Origin of the sequence: Flavobacterium sp., assembly GCF_017985075.1 — a bacterium.
Lineage (GTDB): Bacteria > Bacteroidota > Bacteroidia > Flavobacteriales > Flavobacteriaceae > Flavobacterium.
Genome location: NZ_JAGNYF010000017.1, coordinates 1 through 16,193, shown reverse-complemented (window position 1 = coordinate 16,193; position 16,193 = coordinate 1). Strand labels below are relative to the sequence as shown.

The window sequence follows — 16,193 nt, the reverse complement described above, 5'->3', positions numbered from 1 at the left end:
TACTTTTGAATTCTAAATAATAAGAAATTCTCTATTTCTAAAAATGACATTTTTTTTAACCTCTTTTTTCGATAAAATATCAGCTTGGCTTATCGCAAATAAGTTCAGAGAAAATGTCCTATTTTTAATTTTATCTTTTTTAATAAGTACTCCAGTTTTTATTTATTTCAGAAAAAATATTTATTATTTTGATGCTGAAATACCTTACGATAAAATTTCAGTTTTTATACTGCTTTTGCTATCATTTTTATTGATTTTAAAATGGTTAAGAAAAAAAGTTTTATATTCTATAACTATTTATATCATAACATTCGTATTTGCTTCCATACAAGGTAACTACTCTCTTTTTCAGGTAATTACTGCTTATAAAATTATATTTTTAAGCGATAAAATGCAAAAAGAAGAAACCTTTTTAGAACAAAAAACCTTAAAACCTTTCCCAAATAAAAGTAGTGTTTTTAAGAGTGTCGATTTTGCCAATTCTAAAGTTAGAAATTTTGCTTTATATGCCATAAATACGCATTTTACCAAAACCCCTAACTATGCTGTTAACAGGAAGTTAATACAATATTTTGCAGTTTTTAAAGAAATAAATTCACGTTGGAATTATGTAAATGACCCAAAAGGACAGGAATATTTTGCAAGTGGTAGCGAAAGTTTATTATATTTTTCAGGTGATTGTGATGACCACGCTATTTTGATGTGCGCCGCTATAAAATCTATTGGAGGCAGCATGCGATTAATTCATACAGGAAGACATATGTACCCTGAAATCTTATTAGGCACCGAAAAAGAATTGGAAATTGCGATGTATCTAATTAGTAATGAATTATTTAAAGACATTTCTAAAGGAAGAACGATTTATTTTCATCGTGATGAAAAAGGAAAAATTTGGTTAAATTTAGATTATACCGCACATTATCCTGGAGGCCCCTTTTTAGGTGAAGAAGTGTTAAGTATTTTAGATTTACAACAACCTAATGCTACCATTCAATCGGCATTTTTTCAATAGAATTTAAATACGTATTGGTTTGACTAAAATGTTTATTTCCAAACCAAAACCCTCTATTTGCACTTAACGGTGATGGGTGCCCGCATTCCAAAACAAGGTGTTTTACTCTGTTAATTTTAATTCCTTTTTTTTGTGCAAAGCTTCCCCAAAGTAAAAAAACAATATTATCACAATTATCTGATATGTAATTAATTACATTGTCTGTAAAAATGTTCCACTTTAAGTGTTTATGACTATTAGCAACATCTTTTTTCACAGTTAAACTGGCGTTTAAAAGTAGAATTCCTTGTTCCGCCCAACGTTCTAAATTACCATTCGTTGGTAAAAATATAGAATCAAAATCGGAATTAATTTCTGCGAAAATATTCTTTAAAGAAGGTGGAATTTTAATGTCGTCATTTACCGAAAAACATAAGCCATTTGCTTCGCCTTCTCCGTGATATGGATCTTGCCCAATAATAACAACTTTTAAATCATTCAAATTACATTTATCAAATGCATTAAAAATTAACTCTTTTGGAGGAAAACAAATAGAACTATCATATTCAAATTCAACTTCTTGTATTAGTTTTATAAAATATTCTTTTTGAATTTCATCATTGAAAAATGATTTCCAAGATAAATCAATATTGTTATAGAGCATATTTATAGTTTTTACAAATATAAAACTTTATCTTTTGTAACTTTGCAATCATCATAGAATTTCAAAATGATTACAATAACCGAAAAAACACTAAAAGATTTAGAGTTTCATACCGTTTTACAAACGATTTCTGACCGTTGCAATACAGAAATTGGAATGGAAAAAGCGCTTCAGATTCAGCCATTTAAAAGCAAAGAAATTTTGTTTGCAGAATTAGCGTACACGAATGAATATGTTGCTTCTTTTAGTAATAACAATGCCTTGCCAAATCACGGTTTTGAAACGGTTACATCAGATTTAAAACTATTAGCTATTGAAGATAGTTTCTTAGAGTTAGTAGCCATTAAAAAAATATTAGATTTAAGTAAATCTACCAACGAGTATTTAAAATTTTTAAAGAAATTTTCAGATTATTATCCAGAATTATATAAAAAATCTACCCAAATTGAGTTTACGCCTTATATTTCAAAATCTATTGAAGAAATTGTAAATAAATTTGGTGAAATTAAAGATGATGCGTCGCCCGATTTAGTAAATATTCGACGAAGTATTAATTTAGTTCGAGGAAAAATAAATCAAAGTTTTGGAATGGCCTTGTCGCACTTCAATTCATTAGGCTATTTAGATGACATAAAGGAAACCGTTGTTGATAACCGTAGGGTTTTAGCGGTTCAAGCGATGTATCGAAAAAAAGTAAAAGGTTCTATTTTAGGGAATTCAAAGACTGGAAGTATTGCATATATTGAACCAGAAACTACGTTAAAATATTCTCGAGAATTGAATGTTTTAGAGTTTGAAGAGCGTGAAGAAATTATGCGCATATTACGTATGCTTTCCGCTACAATTCGTCCGTATGCAGCTTTAATTTCTCAGTATCAGGAGTTTCTTTCCGATATGGATGTGATTGCTGCAAAAGCAAAATATGCCAACAGAATTAACGGAATACTTCCCAAAATAAATGAAGAAAAACGCTTGTTTTTTAGAGAAGCCTTCCATCCTATTTTACTTTTAAATAATAAAGCTGAGAACAAACCTACCTTTCCTCAAACCATTGAATTAGAAAGTACGAATAGAATTATTGTAATTTCAGGTCCTAATGCCGGCGGAAAAACGATTTCCTTAAAAACTATTGGCTTATTACAATTGATGTTGCAATGCGGAATGCTAATTCCTGTTCACGAGCGAAGTGAAACGTTTTTATTTGATAGAATTTTAACGGATATTGGCGACAACCAATCTATTGAGAATCACTTAAGTACATACAGTTATCGTTTAAAGAATATGAATTATTTCTTAAAAAAATGTAACGATAAAACCTTATTTTTAATAGACGAATTTGGTACAGGTTCTGATCCAGAATTGGGAGGTGCTTTAGCAGAAATTTTCTTAGAAGAATTTTACGACAGAGAAGCGTACGGTATTATTACTACGCATTACACCAATTTAAAAATATTAGCCAGCGAATTGCCTTTTGCAAGCAATGCCAATATGTTATTTGATGAAAAATCACTGGAACCTATGTATAAATTACATTTAGGCCAGCCAGGAAGTTCGTTTACATTTGAAGTAGCGCAGAAAAATGGGATTCCGTACGGATTAATTAATCGTGCGAAAAAGAAAATTGAAAATACAAAAGTACGATTTGATAAAACCATTGCTACGCTTCAAAAAGAACGCTCTAAAATGGAGAAAACTTCGGTTTCATTAAAAGAAGAAGAAAGCAAGGCACGTGAGGAAAGTAAGAAAATGGAAACCATAAATGTTAAAATTCAAGATAAATTAGAACGTTATCAGGAATTGTATGACGCCAATCAGCGTTTGATTTATATGGGACAAAAAATTGATGATATTGCAGAAAAATACTTCAATAATAAAGACAAAAAGACATTAATTGGCGAATTTTTAAAAGTCGTTGAAATTGAAAATTCGAAACGAAAAAAACTTTCTGCCAAAGAGAAAAAAATCAAAGAAGTTGTTGTAAAACAAGTGATTGCTGAAGTTAATGTTAAGGTTGAAGAAATTCGTACCGAGAAAAAAGAAAAGAAAATTAAGGCCAAATTGGTACCTGAAAAGCCTGTTGTTATTTTAAAAGTTGGCGATAGAGTCCGAATGAAAGACGGAAAAGCCATCGGAACCATAGAAAAAATAGAGAAAAATAAAGTTTCAGTAAACTATGGTGTTTTTATGTCGAAAGCCAATTTAGACGACTTAGAATACGTACAACCAAGTTAATGAGGCAATTTGATATTTCGTCAATATGTCAATTCATCGGCACATCGAAAAATTGAAAATTGACACATTAATAAAGACTCTCACCATTTAAATCAGTAGTTAACACATCGCTCATATAATTGAAAAAAGGTCGCATCGCTGCAAAAGTGGCGATTACTTCTTCTTTAAAATTTGATGACATCACTTCTTTGTTTGAAAATTTTCTGGTTAATAAATATTGCTTTTTTCTAATTAAATCGATATCTGGATGTGTTTTATCAAAATTTTTTGGAGCGGTTTTTAATTCTTCACCTTCTAAAGTTCCAAACATTTTTTTGAATGTTGCATCAGCGATAATTTCTCTTAAATCAGAAGCATCCAATTCTAATTCTTTTCTAAATCGCAATAAATCTTGGTTATTTGGCTCCCAAAAACCGCCACCAACAAAGCTTGCGCCATTTTCAATATGGAGATACATTCCGCCTCGAAGCATTGGTTTAGTTCTGGAAAATCCGACAGAAAAATGATTTTTATATGGTAGTTTGTTTTTTGAAAAACGCACATCTCTATAAATTCTAAACACTTGCATTTTTTCTAAACTATCTATCTTTTCTAAATCGGTAAAGACTTCTGTAAAAAAAACTTTTGCCAAATTATTTTCGGTTTCAAAGCGTTTTTTATTTTCGGTAAACCAATCGCGATTGTTGTTTTTGCTTAGTAACTCTAAAAATTCAAAAGTTGATTTTGTTAGCATAAGTTGGCGTTATAAATTAAATTGAATCATTTAGTTTACTGTTTTTGTAACTGAAAGCAAAATAAATTACCAATCCGATAACCAACCAAACGCCAAACCACATCCAATTAGAAACAGCCATTCCTGTTAATAAATAACAACAAGAAATTAAACCTAATAATGGAATTAAGGATAGGTTTTTAGTAAAAGATAAAACTGTCATTACTATACAAACAAGTATAAAAACCAACATTGGAATATTTGTCGCTAATTTATCAATTGAAAAATCGAAAAGATTTGTAAAAAAATTTGGCACATATTTTACGATTAAAATAGTAGCAATAGCAACTAATACTGGAAAAATAAACTTAGAATTCACATACGGAATTCTGAATTTTCCTTTGGTTTCGCGTTCTGCGATATCGGCTTCGCTTTGTGGAGAAAGCATTAAAACGCCACCACAAACTAATACGAACGCAAATAAAGTTCCAATACTTGTAAAATCTAATACAAAATTTTCATCAGTAAAAAAGATTGGAATTCCTACCACTAAACCTGTTACAAGTGTAGCAAAACTCGGTGTTTTGTATTTTGGATGAATTGTTGAAAAACGTTTTGGCATTAAACCATCACGACTCATCGTCATCCAAATTCTTGGTTGTCCCATTTGAAAAACCAATAACACACTTGTCATAGCTACAACTGCTGCAATTGAAACCACAAACAACATCCATTTTACGCCTTTTAAAGCAAATATTTCTGCTAATGGATCGCTAACTCCTAATAATTCATAAGACACCATACCGGTGATAACAAGCGCTAAAACTATAAAAACAATCGTGCAAATTACTAATGAATAAATCATACCTTTTGGTAAATCGCGTTGTGGATTTTTACTTTCTTCTGCTAAAGTGGAAACCGCATCAAATCCAATATAAGCAAAGAAAACAGCAGAAACGCCGCCCATTACTCCGCTAAAACCATTTGGCATAAAAGGCGTCCAATTATCGATATCTACATAAAAAGCACCCACAATTATTACCAAAACAATTATTGCTAACTTTATATATACCATAGCATTGCTAAAGTTTTTAGATTCTTTTGTACCTCTGTACACCAAATAGGTAATTAAGATATTAATAACCACTGCTGGTAAATCGAAAATTACTTTCAAATTTCCTAACATTGGAGCGTTTTTCCACGCAGCTAATCCTTCGTCGCCTTTACTTGCTATAAACGCGGCGTGTGCTGATTTATAATTTATTGTTAACCATTCTGGTAAATGAATTCCAAAACTTTCTAATAAATTGGTAAAATAACCACTCCAAGAAAAAGCAATATAAATATTACCTATAGAATACTCCATAATTAATGCCCAACCAATAATCCAAGCGAAAAGTTCACCAAAAGAAACGTAAGCATACGTATACGCACTACCGGAAACAGGCACACGAGAAGCAAATTCAGCATAACACATTGCTGTAAAACCACAAGCAATGGCACACATAATATATAAAAGTACTACGGCAGGTCCACCTGAAAAACAAGCATTTCCGATGGCGCTAAATGTTCCGCCACCTATAATAGCAGCTATTCCAAAAAAAGTTAAATCTCTTACTGTTAATACTTTATTTAAACCAGAATGTTCTCCATCTCCGCCTTGTTTTAATATCGTTGTAATTGATTTCTTTCTGAAAATTTTCATTTTATTATATATTTTGGTTAGCAAAGCAAATATAGAATTAAAATTGTAATTGTTTTCAGTTATTAATATGAAAAAATAATAATCAAAATCTATTATTAAATAAATTTATATAATCAAAACATATTGTTTTGTTCTAAAATAGGCGTAAATTTGCAGTAGAAAATTAATATAAAATAAATAATTATGGCATTAGTAGGAAAACAATTCCCAAACATTACCGTTGACGCAATCTCAGATATGGGCGACAACTTAAGAATTAACGTATTAGAAGAAGCAACAAAAAACAACAAAAAAGTAATTTTATTTTGGTACCCAAAAGATTTTACATTTGTTTGTCCAACTGAATTACACGCTTTTCAAGCTGCTTTAGGTGAATTTGAAAAAAGAAACACAATTGTAATTGGTGCTTCTTGCGATACTAACGAAGTGCACTTTGCTTGGTTAAACACAGCAAAAAATAATGGTGGTATTGAAGGTGTTACGTATCCTTTATTAGCTGATACAACTCGTAATTTAGCAAACGCTTTAGATATTTTAGATGTAGCAGATGAATTTAACGAAGAAACTGGTGATTATTTATTAACTGGATCTAATGTTACTTTCCGTGCCACATACTTAATTGACGAAACAGGTAAAATTTTCCACGAAAGTGTAAATGATATGCCATTAGGTAGAAATGTAAACGAATATTTACGTTTAGTTGATGCGTACACACACGTACAAACTAAAGGTGAAGTTTGTCCTGCAAACTGGGAAGAAGGAAAAGATGCTATGAGTGCTGACAGAAATAGTACAGCAAGTTATTTAGCTTCACACTAAAATAACATGTCAATTATCAATGTGTCAATTAGAGAATAATTGGCACATTGACATATTGTCTAATTAAAAATTAAGAAATTATGTTTCAAGAAATCGAAAAAGATAATTTAGCTGAAATAGTAGCTAATAATGAAGTAGTATTGGTACAATTTTCTGCAACTTGGTGTGGAAACTGTCGCATTATGAAACCAAAATTTAAAAAAATGGCTTCAGAAAATGAAAGCATTCCTTTTTTGGTTGTAGATGCAGAACAATTTACTGAATCAAGAAAACTTGCCAATGTAGATAATTTACCAACATTTGCTGCTTTTAAAAATGGTGTTTTAGTAAATCAAACACAAACAAATAAAGCGGAAGTTTTAGCTGAATTAGTAGCTCAAGTACTATAAATTGAGACGAGTTAGACTTCTTATAATATTAGAAAGTCTACAAATCTAAAATGTCTAAAATCTAACAATTAAAAAAATATGAAATTACCTGTAATAAAACACTTGACACAATTTGTGGAAGAAAACGATGCCGATTATATAATTGAAACCATAGCTGTTTTAGAACACTTAACAGAATTAGAATCCTTAAAAGATGAAGAATTAGATGTTATTGGTGAGTTAATTTCAAATATGTATGGAGCCATTGAAGTTAATAAAATGATTAAAGGTGGGAAAGATAAAAAAACAGCCCTTAATGATTTTATGAAACGCGTTTTAGGCGCTATTGACAAATAAAAAAAACGCTCAATTGAGCGTTTTTTTTTATTTATGAAAATGAATTTATTTAAATTCTATCAAAATACATTGCTTTTACAACACCATCAGATAATCCAATCTTTGGCACATAAATATGGTTCGCACCACTCCATCTCATCGCACTTAAATATATAGAAAGTGCAGGAATAATTACGTCGGCACGGTCGGTATTTAAACCTAATTCGGAAATTCTTTGTTCATAAGTTAAGGCGTTTATATGATCAAATTGCGATTTTAAATATTTATAAGTCAATGGTTTATCTTGTGTTTTACCTGATAATTTAAATGCCTTATTGATATTACCGCCAGAACCAATCATAGTGATGTTTTCTAAGCCTTCGGTATTGGTTTTAATCCATTTTTCAATTTCTTGCCAAACTACTTCGTTTACCATATTATTCAACATTCGAACCGTTCCGTTTTTGAATGATTTTGAAACCAACATTTTTCCATTAGAAAACAAAGAAAATTCGGTACTTCCTCCACCAACATCTACATAAAGATAATTTTCATTTGTTTTTATAAAATGATGTAAATCTGATGATGCAATAATGGCTGCTTCTTTTTTACCATCAATAATTTCAATTTTTATATCTGTTTTTTTCTTTATTATATCTGTAACTTCTTTACCATTGTATGCTTCGCGCATCGCAGAAGTGGCACAAGCCATAAATTTTTCGACTTTATACACTTTCATTAATAATTTAAATGCCTTCATAGCATCAATCATTCTGTCGATATTTTCTTCTGAAATTTCCCCTACTGTAAAAGCATCTTGTCCTAAACGAATTGGTACACGAATTAAGGCACTTTTGTTAAATTGTACTTCTTTACCTTTTTGCTCAATAATATTAGTAATTAATAATCTCATGGCATTGGAACCAATATCTATTGCAGCATATTTTTTTATTTGAATCATTAATGTGTTTATAAAATTTCTGAAACTACTACTTCTAATTTATTTTGATAATGTTTGTACATTTCTTGTTGGGCTCTAAACATTTTTTCTTCGCCACGTTTTCGATATAAATTTTCAAATTTATCTGAATGTAAACGTGCTTTTACGTTTGCTTTCCATCCTATTCCAAAAGTATCTATTAAATCTTGTTTAATTTCTTCATCGTAAATTGGACAAGTTACTTCAACTCGAGCGTCAATATTTCTGGTCATAAAATCGGCAGAAGAAATAAATACTTCAGGATTGTCATTATTCCCAAAAATAAACACGCGTGAATGTTCTAAATAATTATCGACAATACTAATAGCTTCAATGTTTTCGCTGTAATTTTTTAATCCTGGAACCAAACAACAAATACCTCTAATTATCAATTTTATTTTAACTCCAGCGTTACTTGCTTCGTATAATTTATCTATCATTTTATAATCAGATAAACTATTCATTTTTAGATTGATGTATGCTGGCTTACCTTCAGATGCGTTTTTTATCTCTCTATCAATCAATTTGACAAAACGAGAACGGGTATAATGTGGCGAAACAATTAAATGTTTATAACGATGTACTCTATAATTTACTTCAAAAAATTCAAATACTTTTGACATATCCTTCAAAATTTTTGAATCACTTGTAAACAAGGTTACATCAGTATAAATTTTAGCAGAAGATTCACTGAAATTTCCTGTAGAAACAAATCCGTATCTCCTAATTTCATCGTCTTCCAAACGTTCTACTAAACAAATTTTGCTATGTACTTTTAGTCCTTTTACACCAAAAATTAAGTTAATGCCTTCTTCTTGCATTTGTTCGGCATAAGAAATATTACTTGCCTCGTCAAAACGGGCTTGTAATTCAATTTGAACTGTAACTTTCTTTCCGTTTTTTGCAGCATTAATAAGTGAACTTACTATTTGAGAATTTTTAGATAATCTGTACAATGTAATTTTTATAGATTGCACTTTAGGATCTAAAGCCGCTTCTCTTAAAAATCGAATGACATAAGAGAAAGATTGATATGGCGCGTGCAATAAATAATCTTTTTCTTTAATGCTTTGAAGCATACTTCCGTCTAAGCTTAAACCTTGAATGGGTAATGGCACATTTTGTTTGTACAACAAATCGTATCGTCCAAGATTTGGAAAATCCATGTAATCTCTTCGGTTATGATATCTTCCACCAGGAATAATGGAATCGGAACTATCAATTTTCATTCTGTTTAGAAAAAATTCTAACGTGTCTTTGTCAATTGCTTGGTCATATACGAAACGAACAGGCTCACCTACTCTACGTTCTTTAACACTGTATGATATTTTCTCAATTAAACTTTTACTCAAGTCTGAATCGAATTCCAATTGCGCATCTCGAGTTATTTTTATCATATGTGCATCAATACTTTCATAGTCGAAAATATTGAAAATATGGTCTAAACTATATCGAATTACATCGTCTAATAAAATAATATATTGTTTGTCTGAATTTGAAGGTAAAACTACAAATCTGTTAATAGTTTTTGGAATTTCAACAATGGCGTATCTAATTTCTTTATCGTTTAATAATTGAGAAATTAGTCCAGATTTGTTTTTATTCATTACCAATTTTACGGCTAAATATCCAGAAGTGTCTTTAATTAAAGGAAATTCAACTAAATCATTTAACATAATGGTAACTAATTCAGGACTTACTTTTTGAATGAAAAATTCCTTAATAAACGTTTCTTGATCTTTATTTATTTGCTTTTCATTAATGATATAAATACCCTGTTTTTCAAGTTTTTTTTCAATATCGTTTAATATTCGTAAACTTTCAGATTGATGTTCAATTACAATTTCTGTAATATCCTTCAACAATTGTTCTGCAGAAATATCACCTAACATTGGTTTAGTATCAATTTTTTCTAATGTCATTCTGCGAATTGCAGCATAACGAACACGGAAAAACTCATCTAAATTATTCGAAAAAATACCTAAAAATCGTAATCTATCTAATAACGGTACATTTTCGTCTGCGGCTTCTTGCAACACTCTTGCGTTAAATGCTAACCAGCTTTTTTCTCTATCTATGTATGGGTTCATTCTTTTTGTTTATTCTATTTAATTAGACGTAATAGTGTCTAAAATATTGGTTTTACAATTCAATTTAAACTAAAAATATGTACTTCCAAATTTAGGTATAAAGGTATAGTTTTCAATGATATTTAACAAAATTTGATGAAAATATAACTTTTATTCAATCCGTAATTTTCAGTTTTTTGAAGAAAATTCTAAAACAAAAACAGCATCAAAACGAGTTTTAATGCTGTAAGTATAGTTTTAATTCTGAAATTATATTTTAATCCCTGGAGGTAATAATTGTTGAAATTTTTTATTTTTTCTAAAAAAAGAAACAATTTTTGTGTTGGTTGGTACTACTTTAAACTTTCGTTCTTCAGCGATATCTAACACAGAAGTTATAAATTGATTTACTTTTTCTTCTTGTTCATTTTCATTCGCGCAAAGCTTTGTTAAAAATATTTTTCGCTCCTGAATGGCATATTCAATCGTTAAAAGTCCGCAAGCGGTTTTTGTTTCAAATTGTCTTAATAATTCATTGTCTTTAATTTCCTCAACTAACATAAATCTGGGTTTTAAATACTAACAAATCTTAATTGTTTGTTAAAATGTCTGCAAATTTACAAAAAAATAAAGACAAATCAAGTAGTAAACAAATGAAAATCATAACAATAGAAAATTATTTGTTAAATTTTTATTTTTCTATCAAAAAAACAAACCCATTTAAAATTAAAATTATAATTTTAAGGCACAAAATCATCAAACTAATGTCGAAAACACACGTTTACTTTGTTCCGGGTTTGGCAGCAAGTATAGAAATATTTGAAAATATAAAATTACCCAAAGAACAGTTTGAAATGCATTATTTAGAGTGGATTTTACCTCTGCATCACGAAACCATAAAGAATTATGCTAAAAGAATGTGCGAAGGCATTACACACGAAAATTGTGTATTAGTAGGTGTTTCATTTGGTGGAATAATGGTACAAGAAATGTCTGAAATCATTAAAACTCAAAAAGTTATTATTATTTCTAGTGTAAAAAGCAATCAGGAATTGCCAATTCATATGAAATTAGCAAAAGCTACAAAACTATATAAAGCGCTACCTACCAGTCTTTTAAGTCAAGTAAATTATTTGTCAAGATATATAAAAGGCAGAGGATTATTAGCAAAACGCGTAAAATTATATAACCGCTATTTATTTATGAAACAAACTAAATATTTGGATTGGGCAATTGAAAATGTTTTACTTTGGCAAAGAAGCATACCTGATGAAAAAGTAATTCACATCCACGGTGATGAAGATATGGTATTTCCAATTTCTAATATTAAAAATTGTATTGTTGTAAAAGGTGGTACACATATTATGATTGTAAATAAGTATAAATGGTTAAATGAAAATTTGCCCAAACTCATCTTAAAATAAATATCTTTGTTGTAATTAAAACTGTCAAATAACCTGTATACAAATGAAAAACTTACATAAAACACTAATTTTAATCCCTTTGTTTATTATTTGCGGATTTTTAATTTATGCTACTTCATACAAAAACGTACCCAAAAAAAACTATGTAGAATATCCTACTGATATGGATTTTTGTGGCGAGAAAGTACCTACTGATCAAGCAGATGTAAAAGAACGTTTGGACAGAGAAATGTTAGTGAATATCAATTTAAATGCTTCAACAGCAATTCTTATAAAAAGAGCAAATAAAGTGTTTCCAATAATTGAACCTATACTTGCAAAATATAATGTGCCCGATGATTTTAAATATTTAGCTGTTATTGAGAGTGGCTTAATAAATGCCATTTCGCCTTCTGGTGCAAAAGGTGTTTGGCAATTTATGCCCGGAACTGCTAAGGAAAGTAAATTAGAAGTAACAGAACAAGTAGACGAACGATATCATATTGAAAAATCTACGCAAGCTGCTTGTGAATACTTAATTAAAGCCAAAAACAAATTCGGAAATTGGACAATAGCTGCTGCATCATACAATGGTGGTATGACGGGGTTACAAAATCATATTAATTTTCAACAAACTTCAGATTATTATAATTTATGGCTAACCGAAGAAACTTCACGTTATGTATTTAGAATTTTAGCTTTGAAAGAAATTATGAAAAATCCAGAAAAATATGGCTATCTAATTCCAAAAGAAGCTTTATATCCGAAAATTAGCACAAAAAAAATAATGGTTGACTCTACTATCACAAATTTGTCTACATTTGCTATACGTCAAGGGATTAACTATAAAATTTTAAAAACACATAACCAATGGTTGCGTGATAAAAAATTAGACAATCCGACAAAAAAAGTTTACGAAATTGAAATTCCATTAGAAGGATATAATAAATAAAATGAAAAGTAAAATGACCTTACAAATAATATTGTCTTTAATTCTAATCGGGATTTTAGCAGGTGTCCTAAGCGGATTAGTTGGCGTTGGCGGCGGCATAATTATGGTGCCTTTATTAGTGCTGTTTTTCGGATTTAATCAGCACCAAGCACAAGGCACAAGTTTGGCCGTATTAGCAGTACCAGTAACCGCAGTAGCTGTTTTTACGTATTATAAAGAAGGTCAGATTAATATAAAATACGCTGCTATAATTGCTGCTTTTTTTGTTATTGGAAGTATATTTGGAAGCAAACTTGCCTTAACATTAGATCAAAAAATGTTGAAGAAAATTTTTGCCGTAGTGTTATTAGTTATCGCAGGGAAAATGCTTTTGGATAAATAATTTATTTGCCTTGAAAAGAAAAAAAATTGTAATTTCAGGTATTAACATGGTTGAAGGTGGTATTTTCACTATCCTTCACAATGCGTTACATGAACTTTCAAATTTTATAAAGAATGAAGAAGTTGAAGTTATCGCTTTGGTACATGACGCCTCGAAATTTCAATTTTCAAATATTTCAATTATTGAGATTCCACTTTCAAAAAAATCTTGGTGGTTTCGCTTATATTACGAATATTTTTATTTTAAAAAACTATCTAAACAAGTACAACCTGATATTTGGTTTTCGCTTCATGATACCACTCCAAATGTAGTGGCTAAAAAACAATTCGTGTATTGTCATCACCCTACAACACTTTTTAAACCCACTTGGAAAGATTGGAAATTTGATTATAAAATTGGCGTTTTTTCCGTTTTATATGATTTTCTATTTAAAATAAATATTTCTAAAAATCATACGGTTTTTGTTCAACAACATTGGATAAAAGAAATTTTCGAAAAGCGATTTAACATCACAAATATAAAAGTTGCCATTCCAGAATATATAGAAGAAATTTCGACTGATTTTTTTCCATTTGAGCCAAATAAAATTCACTTTTTTTATCCAAGTTTTCCAAGAAGCTATAAAAATCATGAAGTTATTTTAGAAGCCATAAAAGTATTGCCTAAAAACATTTCAGAAAAGACGCAATTTCATTTTACAACGATTAAAGATTCTAAAGAAAAATATGCCAAATTTTTAGTGAAAGAATATGGTTTTTTAGAAAATGTTCATTTTTATGGAAAAGTAAATAGAAACCAGTTACTTTCTATGTATAATGCTATGGATTGTTTACTTTTTCCATCAAAAATAGAAACTTGGGGCTTGCCAATTTCTGAATCAAAAGCATATAATAAACCGATGTTTTTAGCTAATTTACCTTATGCAAAGGAAGCTTGTGGAAATTATGAAAAGGTATCGTTTTTTGATGAAAATAATGCTGCTGAGTTGGCAAAACTAATTACTGAATTTGTAGAAGAAAAACATATGTTTCAAGGAAATACTTCACCTTTTGATACCAGTAATGACTTACACAATTGGAAAGAAGTATTCCAATATATTTTAACTGATTAATATGGCATTTTTTACCGTAATAATTCCGCTTTATAATAAAGAAAAGTATATTGAAAACGCAATAAAAAGCGTTCTTAATCAAACGTTTACGGATTTTAATTTAGTAATTGTAAACGATTGTTCTACCGATAAAAGTGTAGAAATTGCCTCTAAATATATTTCAGATACGGTTGAAATTATTCATCATAAAAAAAATGCTGGGTTGGCTGCCGCAAGAAATTCTGGAATTAAAAACTCCAATAGCAATTATATTACCTATTTAGATGCTGACGATTTATGGAAACCTACTTTTTTAGAAAGTATCTTTCAATTAATTCAAAATTTTCCAGAAGCAAGGATTTTTGGCACAAATTATGAAGAAATTTGGGGTACTGTAATTAAAAATCCTCTCAATGGTTCTGAAATTTTACCGATAGATTTTACAGGTTATATTAATTTTTTCAAAATAAATGTAAAGCAAGGAATTTACACGCACGGTTCTGTATGTTTTCATAAAGAAGTGTTTGAAAAAATTGGGGATTATAACGAAGATATTGGTTTTTCTGAAGATTTAGATTTTAACATCAGAGCTAATTACAATTTTAAATTAGCGTATGATAACTCGGTACAGATGAGTTATTTTATGCAAACAGAAAACCAACTTACTCAGAGTTCATTACTTAACAAAACTATTCCAGACTTTGATAGTTATGAAAATTGGGCAAAAAACAATTCAGATTTAAAAAAATATCTCGACTTCGAACGATATGTTTTAGGAAAACGCTTAAAGAAAAATAACGATTTGCGTTGGAAAAAAATAATTGCAACTATTGATTCAAGAAACTTAAATTGGAAACAAAATGTTCTTTTAAAAATGCCCCGTTTTATTTTAAATATGCTTGAAAAATTGAAGTCGTTTTTGTTAAAATTAGGTATAAAAACAAGTACGTATTGATTTTTCTTGTTATACTGAAGTAAATAATTACTCTTTTACAAAGCTCAAATAATCCTTGTAATTTCTAATGTAATCCGCTTCCGAAAATTCTTCTGAAGCCAACACCAAACACACCGAACCTGAAGAAAAGTTTTCTAATTCACGCCAAATGTTGTTTTCGATTAGCAATCCTTTATCAGGCCTGTTTAAGGTAATAATTTCTTTTGATTTTCCATCCTTCAAAACCACATCAAAACTTCCCGAAATAGCAAGTATAACTTGTTTTAGTTTTTTATGCGCGTGACCTCCTCGTTTAGCGCCACTTGGCACATCAAACAAATAATACACGCGTTTTACATCAAAAGGAATCGTATCTTTTTCAACAACACCAATATTACCTTTTGCATTGTTTATTTTTGGAATATCTATGATTTTGTAGTTCATTGTATATTTATTTTTTAAAAACATTTAACCATTCGTTACCAATATTTTCTATGCTAAAATGTTTCACACTAAATAACGCGTTTTCTTTACATTGTAAATATAAATTATTATCT

17 protein-coding genes are annotated in these 16,193 nt (G+C 29.7%); 10 read left to right on the top strand and 7 right to left on the bottom strand.

From position 1 onward, the window contains the following. Nucleotides 1–43 precede the first annotated feature (43 nt). Complete coding sequence (locus KA468_RS05245) at nt 44–1,012, top strand: transglutaminase (protein WP_291241886.1); 969 nt, start codon at nt 44–46, stop codon at nt 1,010–1,012. Here the strand turns inward: KA468_RS05245 and ung are convergent. Further along, nucleotides 984–1,655, bottom strand: coding sequence for a uracil-DNA glycosylase (ung, locus tag KA468_RS05240; RefSeq protein ID WP_291241885.1), 672 nt, complete (start codon nt 1,653–1,655; stop codon nt 984–986). The genes KA468_RS05245 and ung overlap by 29 nt on opposite strands. Nucleotides 1,656–1,721: 66 nt before the next feature. Here ung and KA468_RS05235 point away from each other — a divergent pair, with 66 nt between their 5' ends. Next, on the top strand, nt 1,722–3,887 hold the full coding sequence (locus tag KA468_RS05235) for a DNA mismatch repair protein MutS (protein ID WP_291241884.1): 2,166 nt from the start codon (nt 1,722–1,724) through the stop codon (nt 3,885–3,887). Between the two features lie 67 nt (nt 3,888–3,954). On the opposite strand, the gene KA468_RS05230 is transcribed toward KA468_RS05235, so the two are convergent. Together KA468_RS05230 and KA468_RS05225 are read right to left on the bottom strand one after the other, a co-directional pair. Beyond that, on the bottom strand, nt 3,955–4,620 hold the full coding sequence (locus KA468_RS05230) for a DUF2461 domain-containing protein (protein ID WP_291241883.1): 666 nt from the start codon (nt 4,618–4,620) through the stop codon (nt 3,955–3,957). Between the two features lie 16 nt (nt 4,621–4,636). Further along, nucleotides 4,637–6,304 (bottom strand): amino acid permease, encoded by a 1,668-nt coding sequence (locus tag KA468_RS05225; protein WP_291241882.1) that lies wholly within the window; start codon nt 6,302–6,304, stop codon nt 4,637–4,639. Between the two features lie 183 nt (nt 6,305–6,487). On the opposite strand from KA468_RS05225, the gene KA468_RS05220 reads away from it, so the two are divergent. The 3 genes from KA468_RS05220 to KA468_RS05210 all read left to right on the top strand — a co-directional run bounded on the left by KA468_RS05220 (nt 6,488) and on the right by KA468_RS05210 (nt 7,848). Next, nucleotides 6,488–7,123 carry a peroxiredoxin gene (locus tag KA468_RS05220; protein ID WP_291241881.1) on the top strand — a complete coding sequence of 212 codons (636 nt, stop codon included), beginning with the start codon at nt 6,488–6,490 and terminating at the stop codon, nt 7,121–7,123. 80 nt (nt 7,124–7,203) lie between these two features. Continuing rightward, nucleotides 7,204–7,512, top strand: coding sequence for a thioredoxin family protein (locus KA468_RS05215; protein ID WP_291241880.1), 309 nt, complete (start codon nt 7,204–7,206; stop codon nt 7,510–7,512). 78 nt (nt 7,513–7,590) lie between these two features. Next, on the top strand, nt 7,591–7,848 hold the full coding sequence (locus KA468_RS05210) for a hypothetical protein (protein ID WP_291241879.1): 258 nt from the start codon (nt 7,591–7,593) through the stop codon (nt 7,846–7,848). 49 nt (nt 7,849–7,897) lie between these two features. On the opposite strand, the gene KA468_RS05205 is transcribed toward KA468_RS05210, so the two are convergent. From KA468_RS05205 to KA468_RS05195, 3 genes are all read right to left on the bottom strand, one after another. Continuing rightward, a complete protein-coding gene (locus KA468_RS05205; protein WP_291241878.1) occupies nt 7,898–8,788 on the bottom strand; it encodes a Ppx/GppA phosphatase family protein in 891 nt (296 codons plus the stop codon). Nucleotides 8,789–8,796: 8 nt separating this feature from the next. Further along, a complete protein-coding gene (ppk1, locus tag KA468_RS05200) occupies nt 8,797–10,896 on the bottom strand; it encodes a polyphosphate kinase 1 (protein ID WP_291241877.1) in 2,100 nt (699 codons plus the stop codon). Nucleotides 10,897–11,145: 249 nt separating this feature from the next. Then, nucleotides 11,146–11,436, bottom strand: coding sequence for an N-acetyltransferase (locus KA468_RS05195; RefSeq protein ID WP_291241876.1), 291 nt, complete (start codon nt 11,434–11,436; stop codon nt 11,146–11,148). A gap of 203 nt (nt 11,437–11,639) precedes the next feature. On the opposite strand from KA468_RS05195, the gene KA468_RS05190 reads away from it, so the two are divergent. Genes KA468_RS05190 through KA468_RS05170 form a run of 5 tightly spaced genes read left to right on the top strand, consistent with a single transcriptional unit; the run spans nt 11,640 to nt 15,657 of the window. Then, entirely contained in the window at nt 11,640–12,299 is a 660-nt protein-coding gene (locus KA468_RS05190) for an alpha/beta hydrolase (protein WP_291241875.1), read from the top strand. A 43-nt stretch (nt 12,300–12,342) separates the two neighbouring features. Next, the gene (locus KA468_RS05185) at nt 12,343–13,230 is read left to right on the top strand and encodes a lytic transglycosylase domain-containing protein (RefSeq protein WP_291241874.1); all 888 of its coding nucleotides are present in this window, start codon (nt 12,343–12,345) and stop codon (nt 13,228–13,230) included. Nucleotide 13,231: 1 nt separating this feature from the next. Further along, nucleotides 13,232–13,612: a sulfite exporter TauE/SafE family protein gene (locus KA468_RS05180; protein ID WP_291241873.1), complete on the top strand. Its 381-nt coding sequence runs from the start codon at nt 13,232–13,234 to the stop codon at nt 13,610–13,612. A gap of 10 nt (nt 13,613–13,622) precedes the next feature. Continuing rightward, complete coding sequence (locus KA468_RS05175; RefSeq protein ID WP_291241872.1) at nt 13,623–14,723, top strand: glycosyltransferase; 1,101 nt, start codon at nt 13,623–13,625, stop codon at nt 14,721–14,723. A 1-nt stretch (nt 14,724) separates the two neighbouring features. After that, on the top strand, nt 14,725–15,657 hold the full coding sequence (locus KA468_RS05170) for a glycosyltransferase family 2 protein (protein ID WP_291241871.1): 933 nt from the start codon (nt 14,725–14,727) through the stop codon (nt 15,655–15,657). A 27-nt stretch (nt 15,658–15,684) separates the two neighbouring features. On the opposite strand, the gene KA468_RS05165 is transcribed toward KA468_RS05170, so the two are convergent. Next, nucleotides 15,685–16,080: an FdtA/QdtA family cupin domain-containing protein gene (locus KA468_RS05165; protein ID WP_291241870.1), complete on the bottom strand. Its 396-nt coding sequence runs from the start codon at nt 16,078–16,080 to the stop codon at nt 15,685–15,687. Nucleotides 16,081–16,193 lie beyond the last annotated feature (113 nt).